Source organism: Shuttleworthella sp. (assembly GCF_057251025.1).
The window spans coordinates 93,292-111,503 of sequence record NZ_DBHIDN010000002.1 but is presented as its reverse complement, the minus strand read 5'-3'; the positions used below and the strand labels follow the sequence as shown (position 1 = coordinate 111,503).

The 18,212-nt window shown below is 56.2% G+C and carries 14 protein-coding genes; 13 read left to right on the top strand and 1 reads right to left on the bottom strand.

Features of this window, described 5'->3' with window-relative positions; translation table 11 throughout:
* Positions 1 to 54: 54 nt before the first annotated feature.
* The 4 genes from pfkA (at position 55) to ACO5R6_RS01115 (ending at position 2,971) form a co-directional block, all read left to right on the top strand.
* A complete protein-coding gene (pfkA, locus tag ACO5R6_RS01130; RefSeq protein WP_485625340.1) occupies positions 55 to 1,029 on the top strand; it encodes a 6-phosphofructokinase in 975 nt (324 codons plus the stop codon).
* A 139-nt stretch (positions 1,030 to 1,168) separates the two neighbouring features.
* A complete protein-coding gene (locus tag ACO5R6_RS01125) occupies positions 1,169 to 1,963 on the top strand; it encodes a TrmH family RNA methyltransferase (protein WP_485625339.1) in 795 nt (264 codons plus the stop codon).
* The gene (locus tag ACO5R6_RS01120) at positions 1,960 to 2,229 is read left to right on the top strand and encodes a hypothetical protein (protein ID WP_485625338.1); all 270 of its coding nucleotides are present in this window, start codon (positions 1,960 to 1,962) and stop codon (positions 2,227 to 2,229) included. Before ACO5R6_RS01125 ends, ACO5R6_RS01120 begins: the two co-directional genes overlap by 4 nt.
* A gap of 37 nt (positions 2,230 to 2,266) precedes the next feature.
* On the top strand, positions 2,267 to 2,971 hold the full coding sequence (locus ACO5R6_RS01115) for a GTP pyrophosphokinase (protein ID WP_485625337.1): 705 nt from the start codon (positions 2,267 to 2,269) through the stop codon (positions 2,969 to 2,971).
* Here the strand turns inward: ACO5R6_RS01115 and ACO5R6_RS01110 are convergent.
* On the bottom strand, positions 2,947 to 3,798 hold the full coding sequence (locus ACO5R6_RS01110; protein ID WP_485625336.1) for a lysophospholipid acyltransferase family protein: 852 nt from the start codon (positions 3,796 to 3,798) through the stop codon (positions 2,947 to 2,949). The two genes, ACO5R6_RS01115 and ACO5R6_RS01110, sit on opposite strands and share 25 nt — an antisense overlap.
* A 286-nt stretch (positions 3,799 to 4,084) precedes the next feature.
* Between ACO5R6_RS01110 and ACO5R6_RS01105 the strand changes: the two genes are divergently transcribed.
* From ACO5R6_RS01105 to mreB, 9 genes are all read left to right on the top strand, one after another.
* Positions 4,085 to 4,333: a Veg family protein gene (locus ACO5R6_RS01105; RefSeq protein WP_485625335.1), complete on the top strand. Its 249-nt coding sequence runs from the start codon at positions 4,085 to 4,087 to the stop codon at positions 4,331 to 4,333.
* Positions 4,334 to 4,345: 12 nt separating this feature from the next.
* Entirely contained in the window at positions 4,346 to 5,587 is a 1,242-nt protein-coding gene (locus tag ACO5R6_RS01100; protein ID WP_485625334.1) for a coiled-coil domain-containing protein, read from the top strand.
* Between the two features lie 153 nt (positions 5,588 to 5,740).
* On the top strand, positions 5,741 to 6,604 hold the full coding sequence (locus ACO5R6_RS01095; protein ID WP_485625332.1) for a glycoside hydrolase family 78 protein: 864 nt from the start codon (positions 5,741 to 5,743) through the stop codon (positions 6,602 to 6,604).
* A gap of 97 nt (positions 6,605 to 6,701) precedes the next feature.
* The gene (locus ACO5R6_RS01090) at positions 6,702 to 7,571 is read left to right on the top strand and encodes a methionyl aminopeptidase (RefSeq protein WP_485625331.1); all 870 of its coding nucleotides are present in this window, start codon (positions 6,702 to 6,704) and stop codon (positions 7,569 to 7,571) included.
* A 761-nt stretch (positions 7,572 to 8,332) separates the two neighbouring features.
* Positions 8,333 to 10,897 carry a preprotein translocase subunit SecA gene (secA, locus tag ACO5R6_RS01085; RefSeq protein WP_485625330.1) on the top strand — a complete coding sequence of 855 codons (2,565 nt, stop codon included), beginning with the start codon at positions 8,333 to 8,335 and terminating at the stop codon, positions 10,895 to 10,897.
* Positions 10,898 to 11,095: 198 nt separating this feature from the next.
* A complete protein-coding gene (gene uvrB / locus ACO5R6_RS01080; RefSeq protein WP_485625329.1) occupies positions 11,096 to 13,126 on the top strand; it encodes an excinuclease ABC subunit UvrB in 2,031 nt (676 codons plus the stop codon).
* 70 nt (positions 13,127 to 13,196) lie between these two features.
* Positions 13,197 to 16,040, top strand: a complete 2,844-nt coding sequence (gene uvrA / locus ACO5R6_RS01075) for an excinuclease ABC subunit UvrA (protein ID WP_485625328.1) — start codon at positions 13,197 to 13,199, stop codon at positions 16,038 to 16,040.
* Positions 16,041 to 16,173: 133 nt separating this feature from the next.
* Complete coding sequence (gene eda, locus ACO5R6_RS01070; protein ID WP_485625327.1) at positions 16,174 to 16,806, top strand: bifunctional 4-hydroxy-2-oxoglutarate aldolase/2-dehydro-3-deoxy-phosphogluconate aldolase; 633 nt, start codon at positions 16,174 to 16,176, stop codon at positions 16,804 to 16,806.
* A 309-nt stretch (positions 16,807 to 17,115) separates the two neighbouring features.
* Complete coding sequence (mreB, locus tag ACO5R6_RS01065) at positions 17,116 to 18,114, top strand: rod shape-determining protein MreB (RefSeq protein ID WP_485625326.1); 999 nt, start codon at positions 17,116 to 17,118, stop codon at positions 18,112 to 18,114.
* Positions 18,115 to 18,212: the final 98 nt, after the last annotated feature.

Below are 18,212 nucleotides of genomic sequence, written 5' to 3'. Positions count from 1 at the left end.
GAAATGAGATGGGCGGTAAAATAACTCTGGTATATATCTACGGAGGACAAATCCATGGCGAAAGAGATTAATTGCATCGGCGTATTGACCAGTGGTGGTGATGCGCCCGGAATGAATGCGGCGATTCGGGCCGTTGTCCGCAGGAGCCTTGCGGCCGGCAAGCAGGTCAAGGGAATCCACCGCGGCTACGCGGGCCTGCTCAACGAGGAGATTGAGGAGATGAACGGACACAGCGTCTCCGATATCATCGGAAAGGGCGGAACCATTCTTCGGACGGCCCGTTGCCTGGAGTTCGCCCAGGAGGAGTACCAGAAGAGGGCGGCTGATATCTGCAAGAAGCACGGGATCGACGGTCTGGTCGTCATCGGCGGAGACGGATCCTTCAAGGGAGCTCAGAAGTTGGCCGCACATGGGATCAATACGATCGGTCTTCCGGGAACGATTGACCTGGACATCTCATGCACGGAGTACACCATTGGCTTCGATACGGCAGTGAATACGGCTATGGAGGCGATTGACAAGGTCCGTGACACCTCGACCTCTCACGAGAGATGTTCGATCATTGAGGTGATGGGACGGGGGGCCGGCTATATTGCCCTCTGGTGCGGCATTGCAAACGGAGCGGAGGATGTTCTTCTCCCGGAGATCTACAACTATGATGAGCAGTCGATTGTAGATCATATTATCGCAGACCGTCGCCGTGGCAAGCGGCATCACATCATTGTCAATGCCGAGGGGATCGGACACTCTGCATCCATGGCCAAGAGGATTGAGGCTGCAACCGGGATCGAGACCCGCGCGACCATCCTGGGTCACATGCAGCGCGGCGGCTCTCCCTCTGCCAAGGACCGGGTATATGCCTCCACCATGGGCGCTATGGCAGTGGACCTCCTCTGTGAGGGCAAGACCAACCGGGTTGTGGGATATAACCACGGAGAGTTCCAGGACTTTGATATCGATGAGGCTCTGGCAATGAACAAGGATCTGGACAAGTACCAGTTGGAGATCTGTCGGGTCCTGTCCAACTAGGGAGAAATAGCAGGAAGAAGCAAGAGATAGAGGAGGCAGCGGGCTGCTTTCTCTATTTTCTTGTGAGGGGACCTTCCGGGCCTTCACAGGCGGCTTCCGGCCGAATGCAGGAGCCGGGAGGCCTTTTGCGAGGAGTAAAATGATCTCAAGTACATCCAATGACCGCATCAGGCGGATCCTCCAACTGCAGAAGAAGGCCAAGGCCCGCCGCAAAGAGGGTGTCTTCGTGGCGGAGGGCCTGCGGATGGTCGCAGAGACCCCGGATTCCCTGCTGGAAGAGGTCTATGTCTCGGAGCGTTTTCTGGCAGAACACGGGTCTGATGAGACCTATGGTAAGCTTCAAAGCCGGATGCCGGTGGAAGTCTCCGACGCGGTTATGACCCATATGTCCGACACGGTGACACCCCAGGGGATTCTGGCCCTGGTGCGTAAGCCCTCCTACCGTTGGCCTGACCTGCTGGACGCAGACAGGACCCAGCTCCTCATTCTGGATCATGTGCAGGATCCCGGCAATCTGGGGACCATGTTTCGGACCGCGGAGGGAGCGGGGGTGACCGGCATCATCATGAGCGAGGACACGGTGGACCTCTTCTCCCCCAAGGTCATACGGTCTACCATGGGCTCCCTCTACCGGGTCCCCTGGCTGGTTGCGGAGGATCTGGTCTCCTGCCTTCGGCGGCTGAAGGAAGAGGGGGTCTGCCTCTATGCGGCGCATTTACGGGCAGACTGTGACTATGACCGGGCCAATTACAGGGGGGCTTGCGGCTTTCTGATCGGCAACGAGGGCAAGGGACTGGGGGAGGCCTCGGCAGCGCTTGCGGATGTCAGGATTCGAATCCCCATGGGAGGACAGCTGGAGTCTCTCAATGCGGCCATGGCGGCGGGAATCCTGATGTATGAGGCTGCGAGGCAGAGAAGGGAAGGACGCAAATGAGGATTGACGTTCGGGAGATTGCCTCCGGCAAGTATATCGCGGACTATACGGTTGAAGATAAGAGCGTAAGAAGCCGGACCAGGAAGATTTATGCGGCCCTGGAGGAGGCCTGCTATGCTCTGGATCTGCCAAAGCCGATCTGGCTCGACAAGAATATCAGAGAGTTCCGGCGGCATGCCAGGACCCGGTTCGGCCGGGAATCCTTCATTGAGGAGGTCCCCTTTGATTATCTGGAGGTCCGGGTGATCGAGGAGGATCTATGCTAGAATAAAAGGAGTGAGTTTCAGTTGGGGGAGGTAAGAGATGGAAGCACTGGAAGTGATCGGGGAAGGCCCTGACAGCTGGAATACCATGATGCTCCTGTACAACTCGGCGCTCAAGGAGATCAACACCAAGGTGGAGATCCTGATCGATGAGTTTCAGCATGTGCACCGGTACAATCCCATTGAATACGTGAAGTCCAGAATCAAGACGCCGGAGAGCATCGTGGCCAAGCTCAAGAGAAACGGCTACGAGTCCACCATCCAGAATATGGTCCGCTACTGCAACGACATCGCGGGAATCCGCATTGTCTGTTCCTTCACATCGGACATCTACCGGATTGTGGAGTCGATTCAAAGGCAGAATGACCTGAAGATTCTCCATGTCAAGGACTATATATCAAGACCCAAGGAGTCCGGTTACAAGTCCTATCATCTCCTGGTCTCTATCCCGATCTCCCTGTCCGACCGAGTGGTGGATACCAAGGTGGAGATTCAGATTCGGACCATGGCGATGGACTTCTGGGCCTCCTTAGAGCACAAGATCTATTATAAGTTCGAGGGCAAGGCCCCGGCCTATATCAGCAGGGATCTGCGGGAGTGCGCGGACTTCGTCTCCATGCTGGACGCAAAGATGCTCTCTCTCAACGAGGCCATCCGGGCGGCCAAGAAGGACCGGGAGGAAACGACCGGGGAAGAGCAGGAGGAAGAAGGCACAGGCCATCAGCTCCTCTCCCAAGCCCCCTGATCCACATCATCCGAACTTATGCCAGGGTTGGAGGGAGAGGCCTTTCCGGAGGCGTATTCCCTCAGTTCTCGCTTTGAGGCCTCTTGCTGCCAGAGTTCGCCATTCGCAAGGAGCATGTCGGTCAGACAGGCGCGCACCCGGTCGGGAAGGCGGCGGATCTCCTGCCGGTCCAAGCCATCGGTCTCGATGACGGGACCGAAGGACAGGATAATGGTGGACTTACGCGTCCAAGGGAAGTGGGGGAACCGGTCCTCCAGGGCTCTGGAGCTGTTGCTAATGGCAACCGGAACGATGGGAGCTCCGGATTTCCCGGCGATCTTAAAACTCCCAGCGTGGAAGGGGAGCATAGAGTTGGTCCTGGACCGGCTGCCCTCCGGGTAGATGAAGATGGAGCGGCCGCGGCCCAGCAGGTCGACGGCCTCTAAGACCATTTTCAGGCCCTCGCGCGGGTTCCTGCGGTCCAGAAAGAGGACGCCGAGGCAGGACATCCAAGCGGACAAGAGGGGAATTTTGGAGAATTCCTTCTTGCCGATATAGGAGGTGGGCCCGGGAAGACAGGGGAGGGAGCAGATGACATCGAAGAAGCTGCGGTGGTTGCCCATATAGATCACTGCCCTGTCTCGGGGAATATTGTCAAGGCCGCGGACAATCAGTCTGACTCCCACCAGCTTCTGGATCAACTTGAGTGTCGGGGACAGGATCCGGTGGGCCAGCCGCCAGGCGCCTTCCGGGGACAGCTTGCGCCAGAGCCAGATGCCAAGAAGCAGAGGGCTTGTCAGGAGCAGAAAGAGAAGTAGGAAGAGAATGGTGATGATGCCTCGGATCATAGGGGTCTCCTTGGGAAAAGCCGGCGTGGGCCAGAGGGATTAAAGTAACTTTCATCAATAGTTCCTGTCTGTAATCATAGCACAAGGTGGTGGAAAAGATTCTGCCGAGCCCAAAAGAAGCGATTCATAAGTCAAACAAAGTTCACAGAGAAAAGTCAAATAAATGTTACAGAACTTTGACAAAATAGCTCTGAGATGTTATTATTAGCCAAAATGTGGTCCGCTATATCCGGGGTTTCCCGCCCTGCTGTCTATCGAGTGGATCCGGCACCAGGAAGGATGACAGATGGAAACTTCAGATTTCGACAAGGTACGGGCTTCCGTTGCTCAGAGCTGCGGAAGCAGGGTTCGACTTCAACTGGACCGTGGAAGAAATAAGATCGATATTCAGGAGGGAATTATTCAGGAGGCCTATCCCAGCGTCTTCACAATTCTGGTGGATGACAGGGATGAGAAGAAGCCGGCTCAGCTCTTGAGCTTCAGCTATACAGATATCATCACCAAAGAGATCCGCATGCAGCTGTGTGAGGAATAAGGAGTTTTCAATATGCGCAGACGTATTTATAAGCTTGCAGCCAAGGGAATTGCTCTTTCACTGGTCTTAGCCTCACTCGCTATGACACTGCCGAATTCGCACTCTCAGGCGGACGCGGCGGAGATCAGCGAAATCGAGGCGCAGCAGGCGAAGGTTCAGAGTGAACTCGCCTCTCTTGACAGCAATCTGGTGCAGGTCGTCAAGCAGTTGGAAGATCTGCAGACACAGATCTCAGACAAGCAGAAGGAGATTGCCGATACAGAGGAGAATATCAAGGCCGCGCAGGCTTCCGCAGATCAGCAGTATCAGGATATGAAGGCTCGGATCAAGAGCATGTATGAGTCGGGAGACAGCAATTCCTTCCTGGCAATTATGGCAGAGGCCGGAAGTCTTGCGGACCTGGTCAATCGGGTTGAGTATTCCAGTCAGCTCTACACATATGATCGCAACCTCCTGGGATCTTACAAGGCGACGGTAGAGGAGATCACCGCCCTGAAGAAGGCTCTGGAGACGGAGAAGGCCGAGCTGGGCGCCCGTCAGGGAGACCTGAAGGCGACGCAGACCAATCTCAACACCATGATTTCTTCCAAGCAGGGTGAGGCCAGCAACCTGTCTGCCCAGCTGGAGGAGGCCAAGGCACTGGCTGCCAGACAGGCAGAACTGGAGCGGCAGAGGCAGGAGCGCGAGGCCGCTGCGAGACTGGCTGAGATTCAGAGACAGAACCGGATCAACCAGGAAAGGCAGAATCAAAACAACAGGAACCAGCCTTCCAATAACAGCGGAGGCAATCCACAGACCAAGAATAATAACAACAACAATAACAATAACAAACCCAACAATGGATCCTTACAGAAGCCAAAGACAACTACGGCGCATTATACAGGCGGCAGCGCCATCGTCGCCTATGCCTGCCAGTTTGTGGGCCGTCCCTATGTCTGGGGAGGCACTTCCCTGACCAATGGGGCAGACTGCTCCGGCTTCGTCGGCCAGGTCATGGCTCACTTCGGCCTGCTCAGTCAGGCTCAGGCCAACTGCCACGGCTATACATCCGCCACTCTGGTCAATGTGGGCAAGCCTGTGTCTGAGAGTGATATGCAGCCGGGGGACATCATCTGCTATCCGGGCCATGTCGCTATCTATGCCGGGGGAGGCGTCGTCGTTGAAGCGCAGAATCCCAGTGCGGGTATCCGCTATGGCCGCCGCTACAACCAGTGGGCCGGTCCAGTTACGGCAATCCGTCGACTGGGTGTCTAGTTGCCGGTTGGGGGCAATCCGGTTTTGAAATTGAAGCGTTGGTTTTGAATGACAGAAGCCGACCACTATCGATCGCGAACTTCCATTGGGTATCGAGGCGATGATAGTGGCCGGCTTCTGTCTTTCGAAAACAGACCATCGGAGAGGAAGCAAATGAAGATCAGCGAATTGAAGGTCAATGGTTATGAGAACCCGGTGGGGATCTCTCCGCAGGGTCAGGTCCTCTTCTCCTGGAAGATTGAGCAGATGCGGGCCAAGCGCCTGATCCTGACCCGTCTTCTTGTCTACTCGGATCCGGGCATGAAGCATGAGATCGGAGCCCTGCAGGGGGAACAACTCAAGGCCGGGGGACAAGTCATGAAGTTGGAGCTGGCCCCAAGGACCCGCTATTATGTCAAGCTGCAGGCGGTCAGCGAGGAGCGGGAGGCGGCTGAGAGCGAACCGGCGATATTTGAGACTTGCAAGATGGACGAAGCCTGGGAGGGCGTCTGGATTAAGGCTGCAGAGGGAGAGGAGAACAGGGGCTTTCTCCGGCTCTTCTCCCTGGCAGGGGCAGAGGACGACTATGACCCGGGTCAGGATCCGGATACAAGGACAGATGCCCCTGATGCGGGCCGCAGGATCTTGTCAGGCCGCCTCTATGTGGCCTGCAGCCAAGCGGCACAAGTGCTTCTGAATGGGAGCCCGATCGCGCAGATCGGAAGCGATATGGAGGGATCCTATCTGACCTGCAATATTTCCAATTATCTGGCCGACGAGAATCTCCTGGAGATTCTGCCGCTGGCCCAGGGGGCGGAGCACAAGAAAGAAGATGCGGACTCCCGGGAGAGATCGTCGGACAGAGCCTTTGCCGTGATCGGAGAAGTCTACATCAGGCGGGCAGACGGATCAGAGGATCTGATTGCGACGGGGCCGGATTGGCTCTACCGCGGGAGTAAGGGGAAGGACTGGCTGCCGGTACAGGTTACGGAAGGCGAGGTCCCATCGCAGGGATCAGTTGACAGATTTGAGTTCTGAGAGGAGAATTGCGGAAGAAGAGAAGGACCGGCTCATCTTGGCCCGGTCAAGAAGAAGAGGGCCGGGCTTTCGTGAATCGAGAAGAAAGAAGTGGAAGATGAAAGTTGGAAGAAATGAGCCCTGCTGGTGTGGCAGCGGACGCAAGTACAAGCAGTGCCATTTGGCATTTGATCAGAAGCTGGACCAGCTGAAAAGCAGGGGTCATATTGTCCCAGGACATGACCTGATCAAGACCCAAAGAGATATTGAGATGATCCGGGAAGCGGCTAAGGTCAATCGGGCGGTCCTGGATGAGGTGGAGGAGAAGATCTGCGCGGGAATGTCCACCTTAGAGATCGACCGAATTGTCGCGGAGAAGACGGCCGGCTATGGCGCGATCTGCGCCCCGCTCAACTATGAGGGCTTCCCCTACAGCGTCTGTACTTCGGTCAATGACCAGGTCTGTCACGGTTTCCCGTCCGCGGATGTGATCCTCAAGGAGGGGGATATCATCAATGTGGACTGCACCTCGATCTTAAACGGGAAATATGCGGATTCCTCCCGCATGTTTATGATCGGTCAGGTCAGCAAGGAGGCCAGAGACCTGGTCGAAGCCACCAAGAGGGCCTGTGATCTGGGCTTAGAGCAGGTGAAGCCCTGGGGCTTTCTGGGTGATGTCGGACAGGCGGTCAATGACTATGCCGAGTCCTGCGGTTATCAGGTGGTTCGGGAGATCGGCGGCCACGGGGTGGGCAATGGCTTCCACGAAGATCCCTGGGTCGGCTTTACGACCCGGCGGGGGACAGAGATGGTGATGGCTCCGGGGCTTATGTTCACCATTGAGCCCATGATCAATGCCGGGTCCAACAGGGTCTACACCGACAAGAAGAATGGATGGGAGATCTATACCCTGGATGGGTCCCTGTCTGCCCAGTGGGAGTATCAGGTCCTTGTCACAGAGGACGGCTATGAGCTGATTTCCTGGTGATCCTCGGAGAAGAATGATACAAGAAGGGCAGGCCTCCCGGACCTGTCTTTGAGGCAAAACAAAAAGTAAGCGAGGACCTTGGCCTTTCTCTTCGACCAGGATCCCCGCCTATGAATTCGCTTCAATTAAGTTGTCCAATGGAATGTTACCACCTTTCGGTTATCTGTCTCTTGATTCCATTCGGCGAGATCGACTCGCACGCCTTTTCATCCGAATCATCTGATATCTTCATACTTGAGTCACCCGTCATCTCTTCGTCTTGTCTTCTTCGGTTCACCTCATGGAACCTAAGCTGAAATAGCTTCTATTTGAAAGTCGGATGCGTATGGATCAGAAAGATTCTATCAACTTATACCGGTTGATTGCGGTTAGGGTAGTTCGTATGTGGCCCTTCGGACTGTACCTCCAATCTGATCATCGTTTATGATTGAAAAAGAAGTAAGAAGTGATGTTGACCGGTCGGTTCTTCTTGTTTCTTTGTGATCTCATCATACAGGGGCATGAAGGGATTGTCAAGAAGAAAACTGCAAACAAATAATATTCAGAATAGTTTACGGGGATTAAACAATAAAATTGTAAAAAATTCTGACAATATAACATCCGGAAAACTTGTGCACAATCTTTGATTCGTGCTAAAATGTCGGGTAGCGTGGCGGGAGCCCATGTCGGACCTCCGCCTTCTCCTCGAGGGGACTTGTGACAGAAGAGGCATAAATTCAGCGAATAAATGAAGAAGTGTTTGATTTTAATCAGGAGATCCTATGGGCTTAACAAGTAAAATTTTCGGCACACACAGCCAGCGGGAGGTCAGGAGAATCATGTCTCTTGTCAGGAAGGTCGAGTCCTATGACAAGGCCATGCAGGATCTGACGGATGATGAACTGGCAGCCAAGACGACAGAATTCAAGGATCGCTATTCCGCCGGAGAGAGTCTGGAAGACCTGCTTCCGGAGGCGTATGCCGCTGTGCGGGAGGCGGATTACCGGGTTCTGGGTATGAAGCCCTTCCAGGTACAGGTGATCGGCGCTATCATCCTCCACCAGGGCCGCATTGCCGAGATGAAGACCGGTGAAGGTAAGACCCTGGTGGCGACCATGCCTGCCTATCTCAATGCATTGACAGGCCAGGGGGTGCATATCGTCACGGTCAATGACTACCTGGCCAAGCGTGACGCGGACCAGATGGGGCAGGTGCACCGCTTTATGGGGCTGACCTGCGGCTGTGTCTTAAATGACATGGATAAGGATGCCCGCCGCGAGGCCTATGAAAATGATGTCACCTACATTACGAACAACGAGCTTGGATTCGACTACCTGCGAGACAACATGGTGGTCTACGAGAACGAAATGGTCCAGCGCGGACTTCACTACTGCATCATCGACGAGGTGGACTCCGTCCTGATTGATGAGGCGAGGACGCCTCTGATCATCTCGGGCCAGTCCGGCAAGTCCACCCGTCTCTACGAGGCCTGCGATGTCCTGGCCAATCAGCTGAAGCGGGGCGAGGATATGCCGGAGCTCTCCAAGATGGACGCCCTGATGGGAGAAATGCCCGAGGAGACAGGAGACTTCATCGTCAACGAGAAGGACAAGCTGGTCAGTCTGACCCAGGACGGGGTCAAGAAGGTCGAGAGCTTCTTCCATCTGGACAATCTGGCGGATGCTGAAAACCTGGAGATCCAGCACAATGTGATCCTGGCCCTTCGGGCCCATCACCTGATGCACCGGGACCAGGACTATGTGGTCAAAGACAACGAGGTCCTGATCGTAGATTCCTTCACCGGCCGTATTATGCCCGGACGCCGCTTCTCTGACGGCCTGCACCAGGCCATTGAGGCCAAGGAACACGTGAAGGTCAAGCGGGAGAGCCAGACCCTGGCCACCATCACTTTCCAGAATTTCTTCAACAAGTATGATAAGAAGGCCGGCATGACCGGTACCGCTCTCACAGAGGAGCAGGAGTTCCGGGATATCTACGGGATGGACGTCGTGGAAGTGCCCACCAACATGCCGGTGATCCGGGTGGACCTCGATGATGTGGTCTTCAAGACCAAGAAGGAGAAGTACAAGGCTGTGATTCAGGAGGCGATGGCGGCCCATGAGTATGGACAGCCTGTCCTGATCGGCACCATCAATATTGATGTCTCCGAGCTCCTCTCCAAGATGCTCTCCCGCCAGGGCATTGCTCACAATGTCCTGAATGCCAAGTTCCATGAGAAGGAGGCGGAGATCGTCGCCAATGCGGGACTGCATGGGGCAGTGACCATTGCGACCAATATGGCCGGTCGTGGTACCGATATCAAGCTGGATGAGGACGCAAAGGCGGCAGGTGGTCTCAAGATCATCGGCACGGAGCGCCATGAATCGCGCCGTATCGATAACCAGCTGCGCGGTCGTTCCGGCCGTCAGGGAGACCCCGGTGAGTCACAGTTCTTCCTCTCACTGGAAGATGACCTGATGCGCCTCTTCGGATCAGAGAAAATGATGGGGGTATTCGAGTCCCTGGGTGTGGAGGATGAGCCCATTCAGCACAAGGCGCTCTCTTTCGTCATCGAGAACGCCCAGAAGAAGATTGAGTCCAACAACTTCGCCATCCGAAAGAGCCTGCTGGAGTATGATCAGGTAATGAATGAGCAGCGCGAAGTCATCTATGAACAGCGCCGGCGAGTTCTGGACGGCGAGAATATGAAGGATAACATCCTCGATATGATCGCAAGCAATGTCGATGCGCTTGTGGATACGGTGATCGGTCCGGAACTGGATCGTGAGGAGTGGAATATTCATGAGCTAAAGAGGACACTCCTGCCGGTCATCCCCCTGGAGAATCTGTCAAGAGAGAGTCTGAAAGACATCAAGCGGGTGGACAAACTCAAGGAGTATCTGAGGGAGCAGGCTCTGAATCTCTATGAGAAGAAGGAGGCGGAGTTCGAGAATCCGGATGATTTCCGCGAGATTGAGCGGGTGGTCCTCCTCAGGGTGATTGACCAGCACTGGATGCAGGAGATTGATGACATGGACCAGCTGCGCCAGGGAATTGGCCTGCAGGGCTATGGGCAGCGCAATCCGGTAGACGAATACAAGCGGATCTCCTATGACATGGTCGATGAGATGAACCGGGCTATCCGCGAGGAGACGGTGCAGATGCTCTATCGGATCCGGATTGAGCGTCCGGTCGAGCGGGAAGAAGTGGCCCAGGAGACCGGCACCAACCTGTCCGTATCCGCCTCCGGCCCCAAGGTCCGTCAGCACGCCAAGGTCTATCCCAATGATCCCTGTCCCTGCGGGTCCGGAAAGAAGTACAAGTACTGTCACGGCGCAAGCCGGTGATCATTATGACGCCCGGTGGACGGGACTGTCTCCTGGGAAGGGGCTATCAGAATGTGTATGAGGGGAAGCCGCTTGGCTTCCCTTTCCTTATGGACATGGAAGCTAAGAGACAGTCGTGCTATAATAGGCAGACCAGAATATACGTTCGATGACACGGAGCCCGGGGAATGCGCCGGGATGCCGGATTTGAGGGAAGAGATGGACCATTTCGTATTACATGCCAAGTATCAGCCGACGGGAGACCAGCCCAAGGCCATAGGGGCTCTGGTCAAGGGCTTCAGGGAAGGGGACCAGTTCGCCACGTTACAGGGGGTGACGGGCTCCGGAAAGACCTTTACGATGGCCAATGTCATCCGGGAATTGAATAAGCCAACCCTCATCATCAGTCACAACAAGACGCTGGCCGGCCAGCTCTACAGTGAGATGAAGGAGTTCTTCCCGGAGAATGCCGTGGAGTATTTCGTCTCCTACTACGACTACTATCAGCCCGAGGCCTACGTGCCCCAGAGCGACACCTACATCGCCAAGGATTCCGCCATCAATGATGAGATTGACAAGCTGCGTCTGTCCGCCACGGCGGCCCTGGCGGAGCGCAGGGACGTGGTGATTGTGGCGTCCGTCTCCTGCATTTACGGGATCGGCTCCCCGGAGGACTATGAGAATATGATGGTCTCCTTTCGGCCCGGCATGGAGATAGACCGCGATGACGCAATCAAGTCTCTGGTCGATATGCAGTACACGAGAAACGACCTGGATTTCTCCCGCGGCAGTTTCCGGGTCCGGGGAGATGTCCTGGATATCTTTCCCGCAGTGGCCAGCGACTATGTCTATCGGCTGGAATTCTTCGGCGATGAGATTGATCGGATTCTCGAGCTGGATGCCCTGACCCAGGAGGCCAGACGCGAGATGGAGCATGTAGCCATCTTCCCGGCCAGCCACTACGTTGTGCCCCAGGAGAAGATTGATGCGGCCTGCAAGAGCATCCAGGAGGAACTGGATGAGCGGATCCGCTACTTCAAGCAGAACGACAAGCTCTTGGAGGCCCAGCGAATCGCGGAGCGGACCAACTTCGACATTGAGATGCTGCGGGAGACGGGCTTTTGCTCCGGCATTGAGAATTACTCCAGACATCTGACCGGCCGCAAGCCCGGGGAGGCGCCCTACTGTCTGATCGATTACTTCGGGGACGATTTCCTTATGATCATTGACGAGAGTCACATCACCCTGCCGCAGATTCGCGGCATGTATAACGGAGATCAGGCCAGGAAGAGGTCTCTTGTAGACTATGGCTTTCGCCTCCCGTCCGCCCTGGACAATCGCCCGCTCAATTTCGCGGAGTTTGAGAGTAAAATCGACCAGATGCTCTTTGTCTCGGCGACCCCCGGCGACTATGAGGCGGACCATGAACTGATGCGGGCCGAGCAGCTGATCCGGCCCACGGGCCTTCTGGATCCAAAGATCTGTGTGCGTCCGGTAGAGGGGCAGATCGATGACCTGGTCGGGGAGATTCGGCGGGAGACGAAGAAGGGGCACAAGGTCTTGATCACAACCCTGACCAAGCGGATGGCTGAGGACCTGACGGATTACATGCTGGAATTGGGCATCCGGGTCAAATACCTTCACTCCGACATTGACACCCTGGAGCGAGCTCAGATCATCCGGGACTTGCGCCTGGATATCTTTGACGTTCTGGTGGGAATCAACCTGCTCCGCGAGGGCCTGGATATTCCGGAGATCAGTCTGGTGGCCATTCTGGATGCGGACAAGGAGGGCTTCCTCCGGTCGGAGACATCCCTGATTCAGACCATTGGACGGGCTGCCCGCAATTCAGAGGGCCATGTCATCATGTATGCGGATTCGGTGACGGACTCCATGCGGCTTGCCATCGATGAGACCAACCGCAGGCGGACGATCCAAAAGGCCTATAACAAGGAGCATGGAATCAGCCCCAAGACCATCCGGAAGAAGGTGCAGGAAGTCATCGCCATCTCCAGGGAACTGGCCAAAGAGGACCTCTCCTTCAGCAAGTCTCCGGAGGATATGTCTGTGGAGGAACTCAAGAAGCAGATCGAGGAGGTCCGCAGGAAGATGGAATCTGCGGCGGCGGACTTGAACTTCGAGCGGGCGGCGGACCTGCGGGACCAGCTGATTGACCTGCGCAGGCACCAGGAGGATGCCGGCGGGACCGGCAGGACCTCTCCCCGGAGAGGGAGGGGGAGCCGGCATTAAGACCGAGAATATGCGGCGGGAGAAAGGCCGGAGCAAGGAGCCGATGCGCCTGCCGGTGAGTGAGGGAAATATGGCCTACAAGAAGAATCGAAAGTACATTAAGATCCGAGGCGCCAACGAGCACAATCTGAAGAATGTGAGCCTGGAAATTCCAAGAGATGCCTTTGTCGTTCTGACCGGCCTGTCGGGATCGGGAAAATCCTCTCTGGCATTTGACACCATCTTCGCTGAGGGGCAGAGGAGGTACATGCAGTCCCTCTCCTCTTACGCAAGACAGTTTCTGGGACAGATGGAAAAGCCCGATGTGGAGAAGATCGAGGGCCTGCCCCCGACCATTTCCATCGACCAGAAGTCGACCAGTCACAATCCCCGGTCTACGGTGGGAACGGTGACGGAAATCTATGATTACTTCCGCCTGCTCTATGCAAGGGCGGGCATTCCCCACTGCCCCAACTGCGGCCGGGAAATCCACAGGCAGACTGTGGACCAGATGGTGGACCAGATCCTGACCCTGCCCGAGCGCACGCGGATTCAGCTTCTGGCTCCGGTGGTGCGCGGCCGCAAGGGCATGCATGAGAAGCTCTTTCACTCGGCCCGGAAGTCCGGCTATGTCCGTGTCATCGTCGATGGAAACCCCTATGACCTGTCTGAGGAGATCCCGTTAGAGAAGAATATCAAGCACAATATCGAGATTGTAGTGGACCGGCTGGTGGTCAGAGAGGGGATTGAGAAGCGCCTGACCGATTCTATTGAAAATGTCTTGAAGCTGGCAAACGGCCTCATGATCGTCGATGTGATCGGGGGAGACCCGATTCGCTTCAGCGAGTCCTACTCCTGCCCCTACTGCGGGATTTCCATCGATGAGATAGAACCAAGAACCTTCTCCTTCAACAATCCCTTCGGCGCCTGTCCGGAGTGCTTCGGCCTGGGTTACAAGATGGAGTTTGATGAGGACCTGATGATTCCGGACAAGAGCCTCTCCTTCAATGAGGGCTGTGTGCAGGCCACGGGATGGCAGTCGGCCAACGACGGCAAGTCCTTTACCAATGCCATTCTAAAGGCCCTGTCCAGGGACTATCACTTCTCCCTCGACACCCCCTATGAGAAGTTGCCCAAGAAGATCCGGGATATGTTCATCAAGGGCTTCCCAAAGAGTGTGAGCGTGCACTACAAGGGGATGCGGGGCGAGGGTGATTACGACATCCGCTTCGAGGGCCTCATTGCCAATATGAACCGTCGCTACCGGGAGACCGCATCCGACAGCATGAAGGCGGAGTACGAGACTTACATGCGCTTTAGCGACTGCCCGGTCTGTCACGGGCGGCGGCTCAAGCAAGAGGCTCTGGCGGTCACCGTGGCCGGCAAGGACATCTATGAGATGACCAATCTGCCGGTGCGCGATCTGGCGGCCTTCCTGGGGGGAATCGATGGTCAGCTGACCGCCCAGCAGCATAAGATCGGCGATGTGATCCTGAGGGAAATCCGCGGCCGGGTGGGCTTCCTCAACGATGTCGGTCTGGACTATCTGTCCCTGGGCAGGGCGACGGCCACCCTGTCCGGAGGAGAGGCTCAGCGGATTCGCCTGGCTACCCAGATCGGATCCGGCCTGGTGGGAGTCGCCTATATCCTGGACGAGCCCTCCATCGGTCTGCACCAGAGGGACAATGACAAGCTCCTGGCCTCCCTGCGCGGGCTGCGGGACCTGGGGAATACCCTGATTGTCGTGGAGCACGACGAGGATACGATGCGGCAGGCGGATTTTTTGGTGGACATCGGCCCGGGAGCCGGGGAGCACGGGGGAAGTCTTGTGGCTGCCGGCAGCGTCGAGGATATTATGAGGGCGCCGGAGTCGATCACCGGGGACTATCTGGCCGGACGGCGGAGGATCGAGCTCCCGGATGAGCGCAAGAAGCCCAGCGGAAAGCTCAGAATCAAGAGGGCGGCCGAGCATAATTTAAAGAATATCAATGTGGAGATTCCCCTGGGGATTATGACGGTTGTGACCGGAGTCTCTGGCTCCGGCAAGTCCTCCCTGGTCAATGAGATCCTATACAAGGCACTGGCCAAGAAGCTCAACCGGGCCCGCCTGGTCCCGGGCAAGTACGGGAAGATCGAGGGAGCGGAACAGCTGGACAAGATCATCGATATCAACCAGTCACCCATCGGCCGGACGCCCCGGTCCAATCCTGCCACTTATACGGGGGTCTTCGATATGATCCGGGACCTCTTCGCGGGAACGGCGGATGCCAAGGCCCGGGGCTATAAGAAGGGACGCTTCTCCTTCAATGTCAAGGGAGGCAGGTGCGAGGCCTGCTCCGGGGACGGAATCATCAAGATCGAGATGCACTTCCTGCCGGACGTCTATGTGCCCTGTGAGGTCTGCGGCGGCAAGCGCTATAACCGGGAGACCCTGGAGGTCAAGTACAAGGGCAAGAGCATCTATGATGTGCTTGATATGACGGTGGAGGAGGCGCTTAGCTTCTTTGCCAATGTCCCCAGCATTCGCAGGAAGATCCAGACCCTCTATGATGTCGGCCTCGGCTATTTGCGCCTGGGCCAGCCCTCCACGGAACTGTCCGGAGGAGAGGCTCAGAGGATCAAGCTCGCAACGGAGCTGTCCAAGCGGAGTACGGGCAGGACCATCTATGTGCTGGATGAGCCGACGACCGGCCTGCATTTTGAGGATGTCAATAAGCTGGTCAAAATCATGCGTCAGCTCACCGAAGGCGGCAATACGGTTCTTGTCATTGAGCACAATCTGGATGTGATCAAGTGCGCGGACTACATCATCGATTTGGGGCCTGAGGGCGGAGACGGAGGCGGCAGGGTCATCGCCCAAGGGACGCCGGAGGAGATCGTCCATGTCAAGGGCAGTTATACCGGACAATACCTGGCCCCCTATCTTCAGGGGTGATGGAGCAAGAAAGCCCCACCTGCGCAATATTTGCAAATAAATAAGCAAGTTTGCGGATCGCATCTCCGTATGTGGGATGCTACGATTGGACCATTCAGAATATTCAGGAAGCAGTTCTTATGAGGAGGCAAGAATGAATCAGGAAGAGTTCATGCGGGAGCTGGCAGACATCAAAGTCTGCCCTGTTGTTGTCATTGACCGGGCGGAGGACGCCCTTCCTCTGGCTAAAGCTCTGGAGGCAGGGGGACTTCCCATGGCGGAGGTCACCTTCCGCACGGAAGCGGCTGCCGAGTCCATTGCCAGAATTGCTGAGGAGCTTCCGGGAGTGACCGTCGGAGCCGGCACGGTTCTGGATAGAGACCAGTGCGCAGAAGCGGTTAAGGCGGGTGCACAGTTTATCGTGTCCCCCTCTTTCTCTGACGAGGTTGCCCAGTACGCTCTCGGCCATGGTGTTGCCTACTGCCCCGGGACCTGCACGCCCACGGACATCACACACGCCCTCCGCTACAACCTCCCCATGGTCAAGTTCTTCCCTGCAGAGGCTTATGGCGGCTTAAAGACGATCAAGGCGCTCGCCTCTGTCTTCCCTCAGGTGAAGTTCATGCCGACCGGCGGTGTAAATCCGCAGAATGTCAAGGATTACCTGGCTTTCGATAAGATTATCGCAGTTGGCGGAACCTGGGTCTGCAAGAAGGACATGGTTCAGGCCGGGGATTGGGACGGAATTCGCAAGGCCTGTCAGGAGGCCCGTGAACTGACCCGATGAAGCGGACTTGAAGGACAGGGTTGTTTTTGCACAAGTGCACATGAGAGATGTGAACTTTTTGTTCGTTTGCCTCGGACCCGTCCGGTCCGAGGTTTTTTGCATATCCGGGGGGACAGATCGGACCCGGCCCGCAGAAATATGCCGAAGCGGCCCGGGCCTTGATTGAAATACGCAGATGATTCGCTATAATATTTAAGTAATCCGCCCGTTTGGCGCGGATGAGAGAAGAATGAAGCAAACGGCCGGATCCGCGACACTTTCGGAGCGCTTTTCTCGGCCTGTCGATAGAAGAATGGGGAAGGAGTCAGCATGCATTCAACGGATATCGGAATTGACCTTGGTACGGCCAGTATTCTTGTATATGTCAAGGGCAAGGGGGTTGTGCTCAAGGAGCCCTCGGTGGTCGCATTTGACCGCGACACCAATAAGATCAAGGCGATCGGCGAAGAGGCCCGTCTTATGATCGGGCGCACGCCCGGAAATATTGTGGCCGTTCGTCCCCTGCGCCAGGGAGTCATTGCCGATTATACAGTCACGGAAAAGATGATCAAGTATTTCGTCCAGAAGGCCATCGGGAGGAGAACTTACCGCAAGCCCAGGATCTCGGTCTGTGTTCCCTCGGGTGTGACGGAAGTTGAGAAGAGGGCGGTTGAGGACGCGACTTATGCGGCCGGGGCCAGAGAGGTGGCTATCATTGAGGAGCCCATTGCAGCTGCCATCGGCGCGGGGATTGATATCTCCAAGCCCTGCGGGAATATGATTGTTGATATCGGAGGCGGCACCACGGATATTGCGGTGATCTCTCTTGGGGGGTCTGTGGTCAGCACATCCACCAAGATCGCCGGCGATAATTTCGACGAGGCTCTGGTGCGCTACATGCGCAAGAAGCACAATCTCCTGATCGGAGAGCGAACGGCAGAGGATATCAAGATCAAAATCGGAAGTTGCTATCCTCTGGCTGAGACAGAGACCATGGACGTCCGCGGACGGAATCTGGTGACCGGTCTTCCCAAGACCATTACGGTCTCATCCGAGGAGACGGAGGAGGCCCTGCATGAGCCGACGGTGCAGATTGTGGAGTCTGTGCACTCCGTCCTGGAGAAGACGCCGCCGGAATTGGCGGCTGATGTCGCAGACCGGGGAATCATCCTGACCGGAGGAGGGGCCCTGCTTCGCGGCTTGGAGCAACTGATGGAAGAGCGCACCGGCATCAATGCGATGACTGCCGAGGAGCCCATGACCTGCGTCGCGATCGGTACAGGTAAGTACGTGGAGCTTCTGAGCGGCGACAGGGTGACGGCAGATTGATCGCGCGATCCGACAAAGTGATCCTATAAGGAGTCCCACGCAGATGTCCGCTCCATAAGCGGGACTGAGCGTGGGATTTTTCTTGCCCCGCGTAAGAG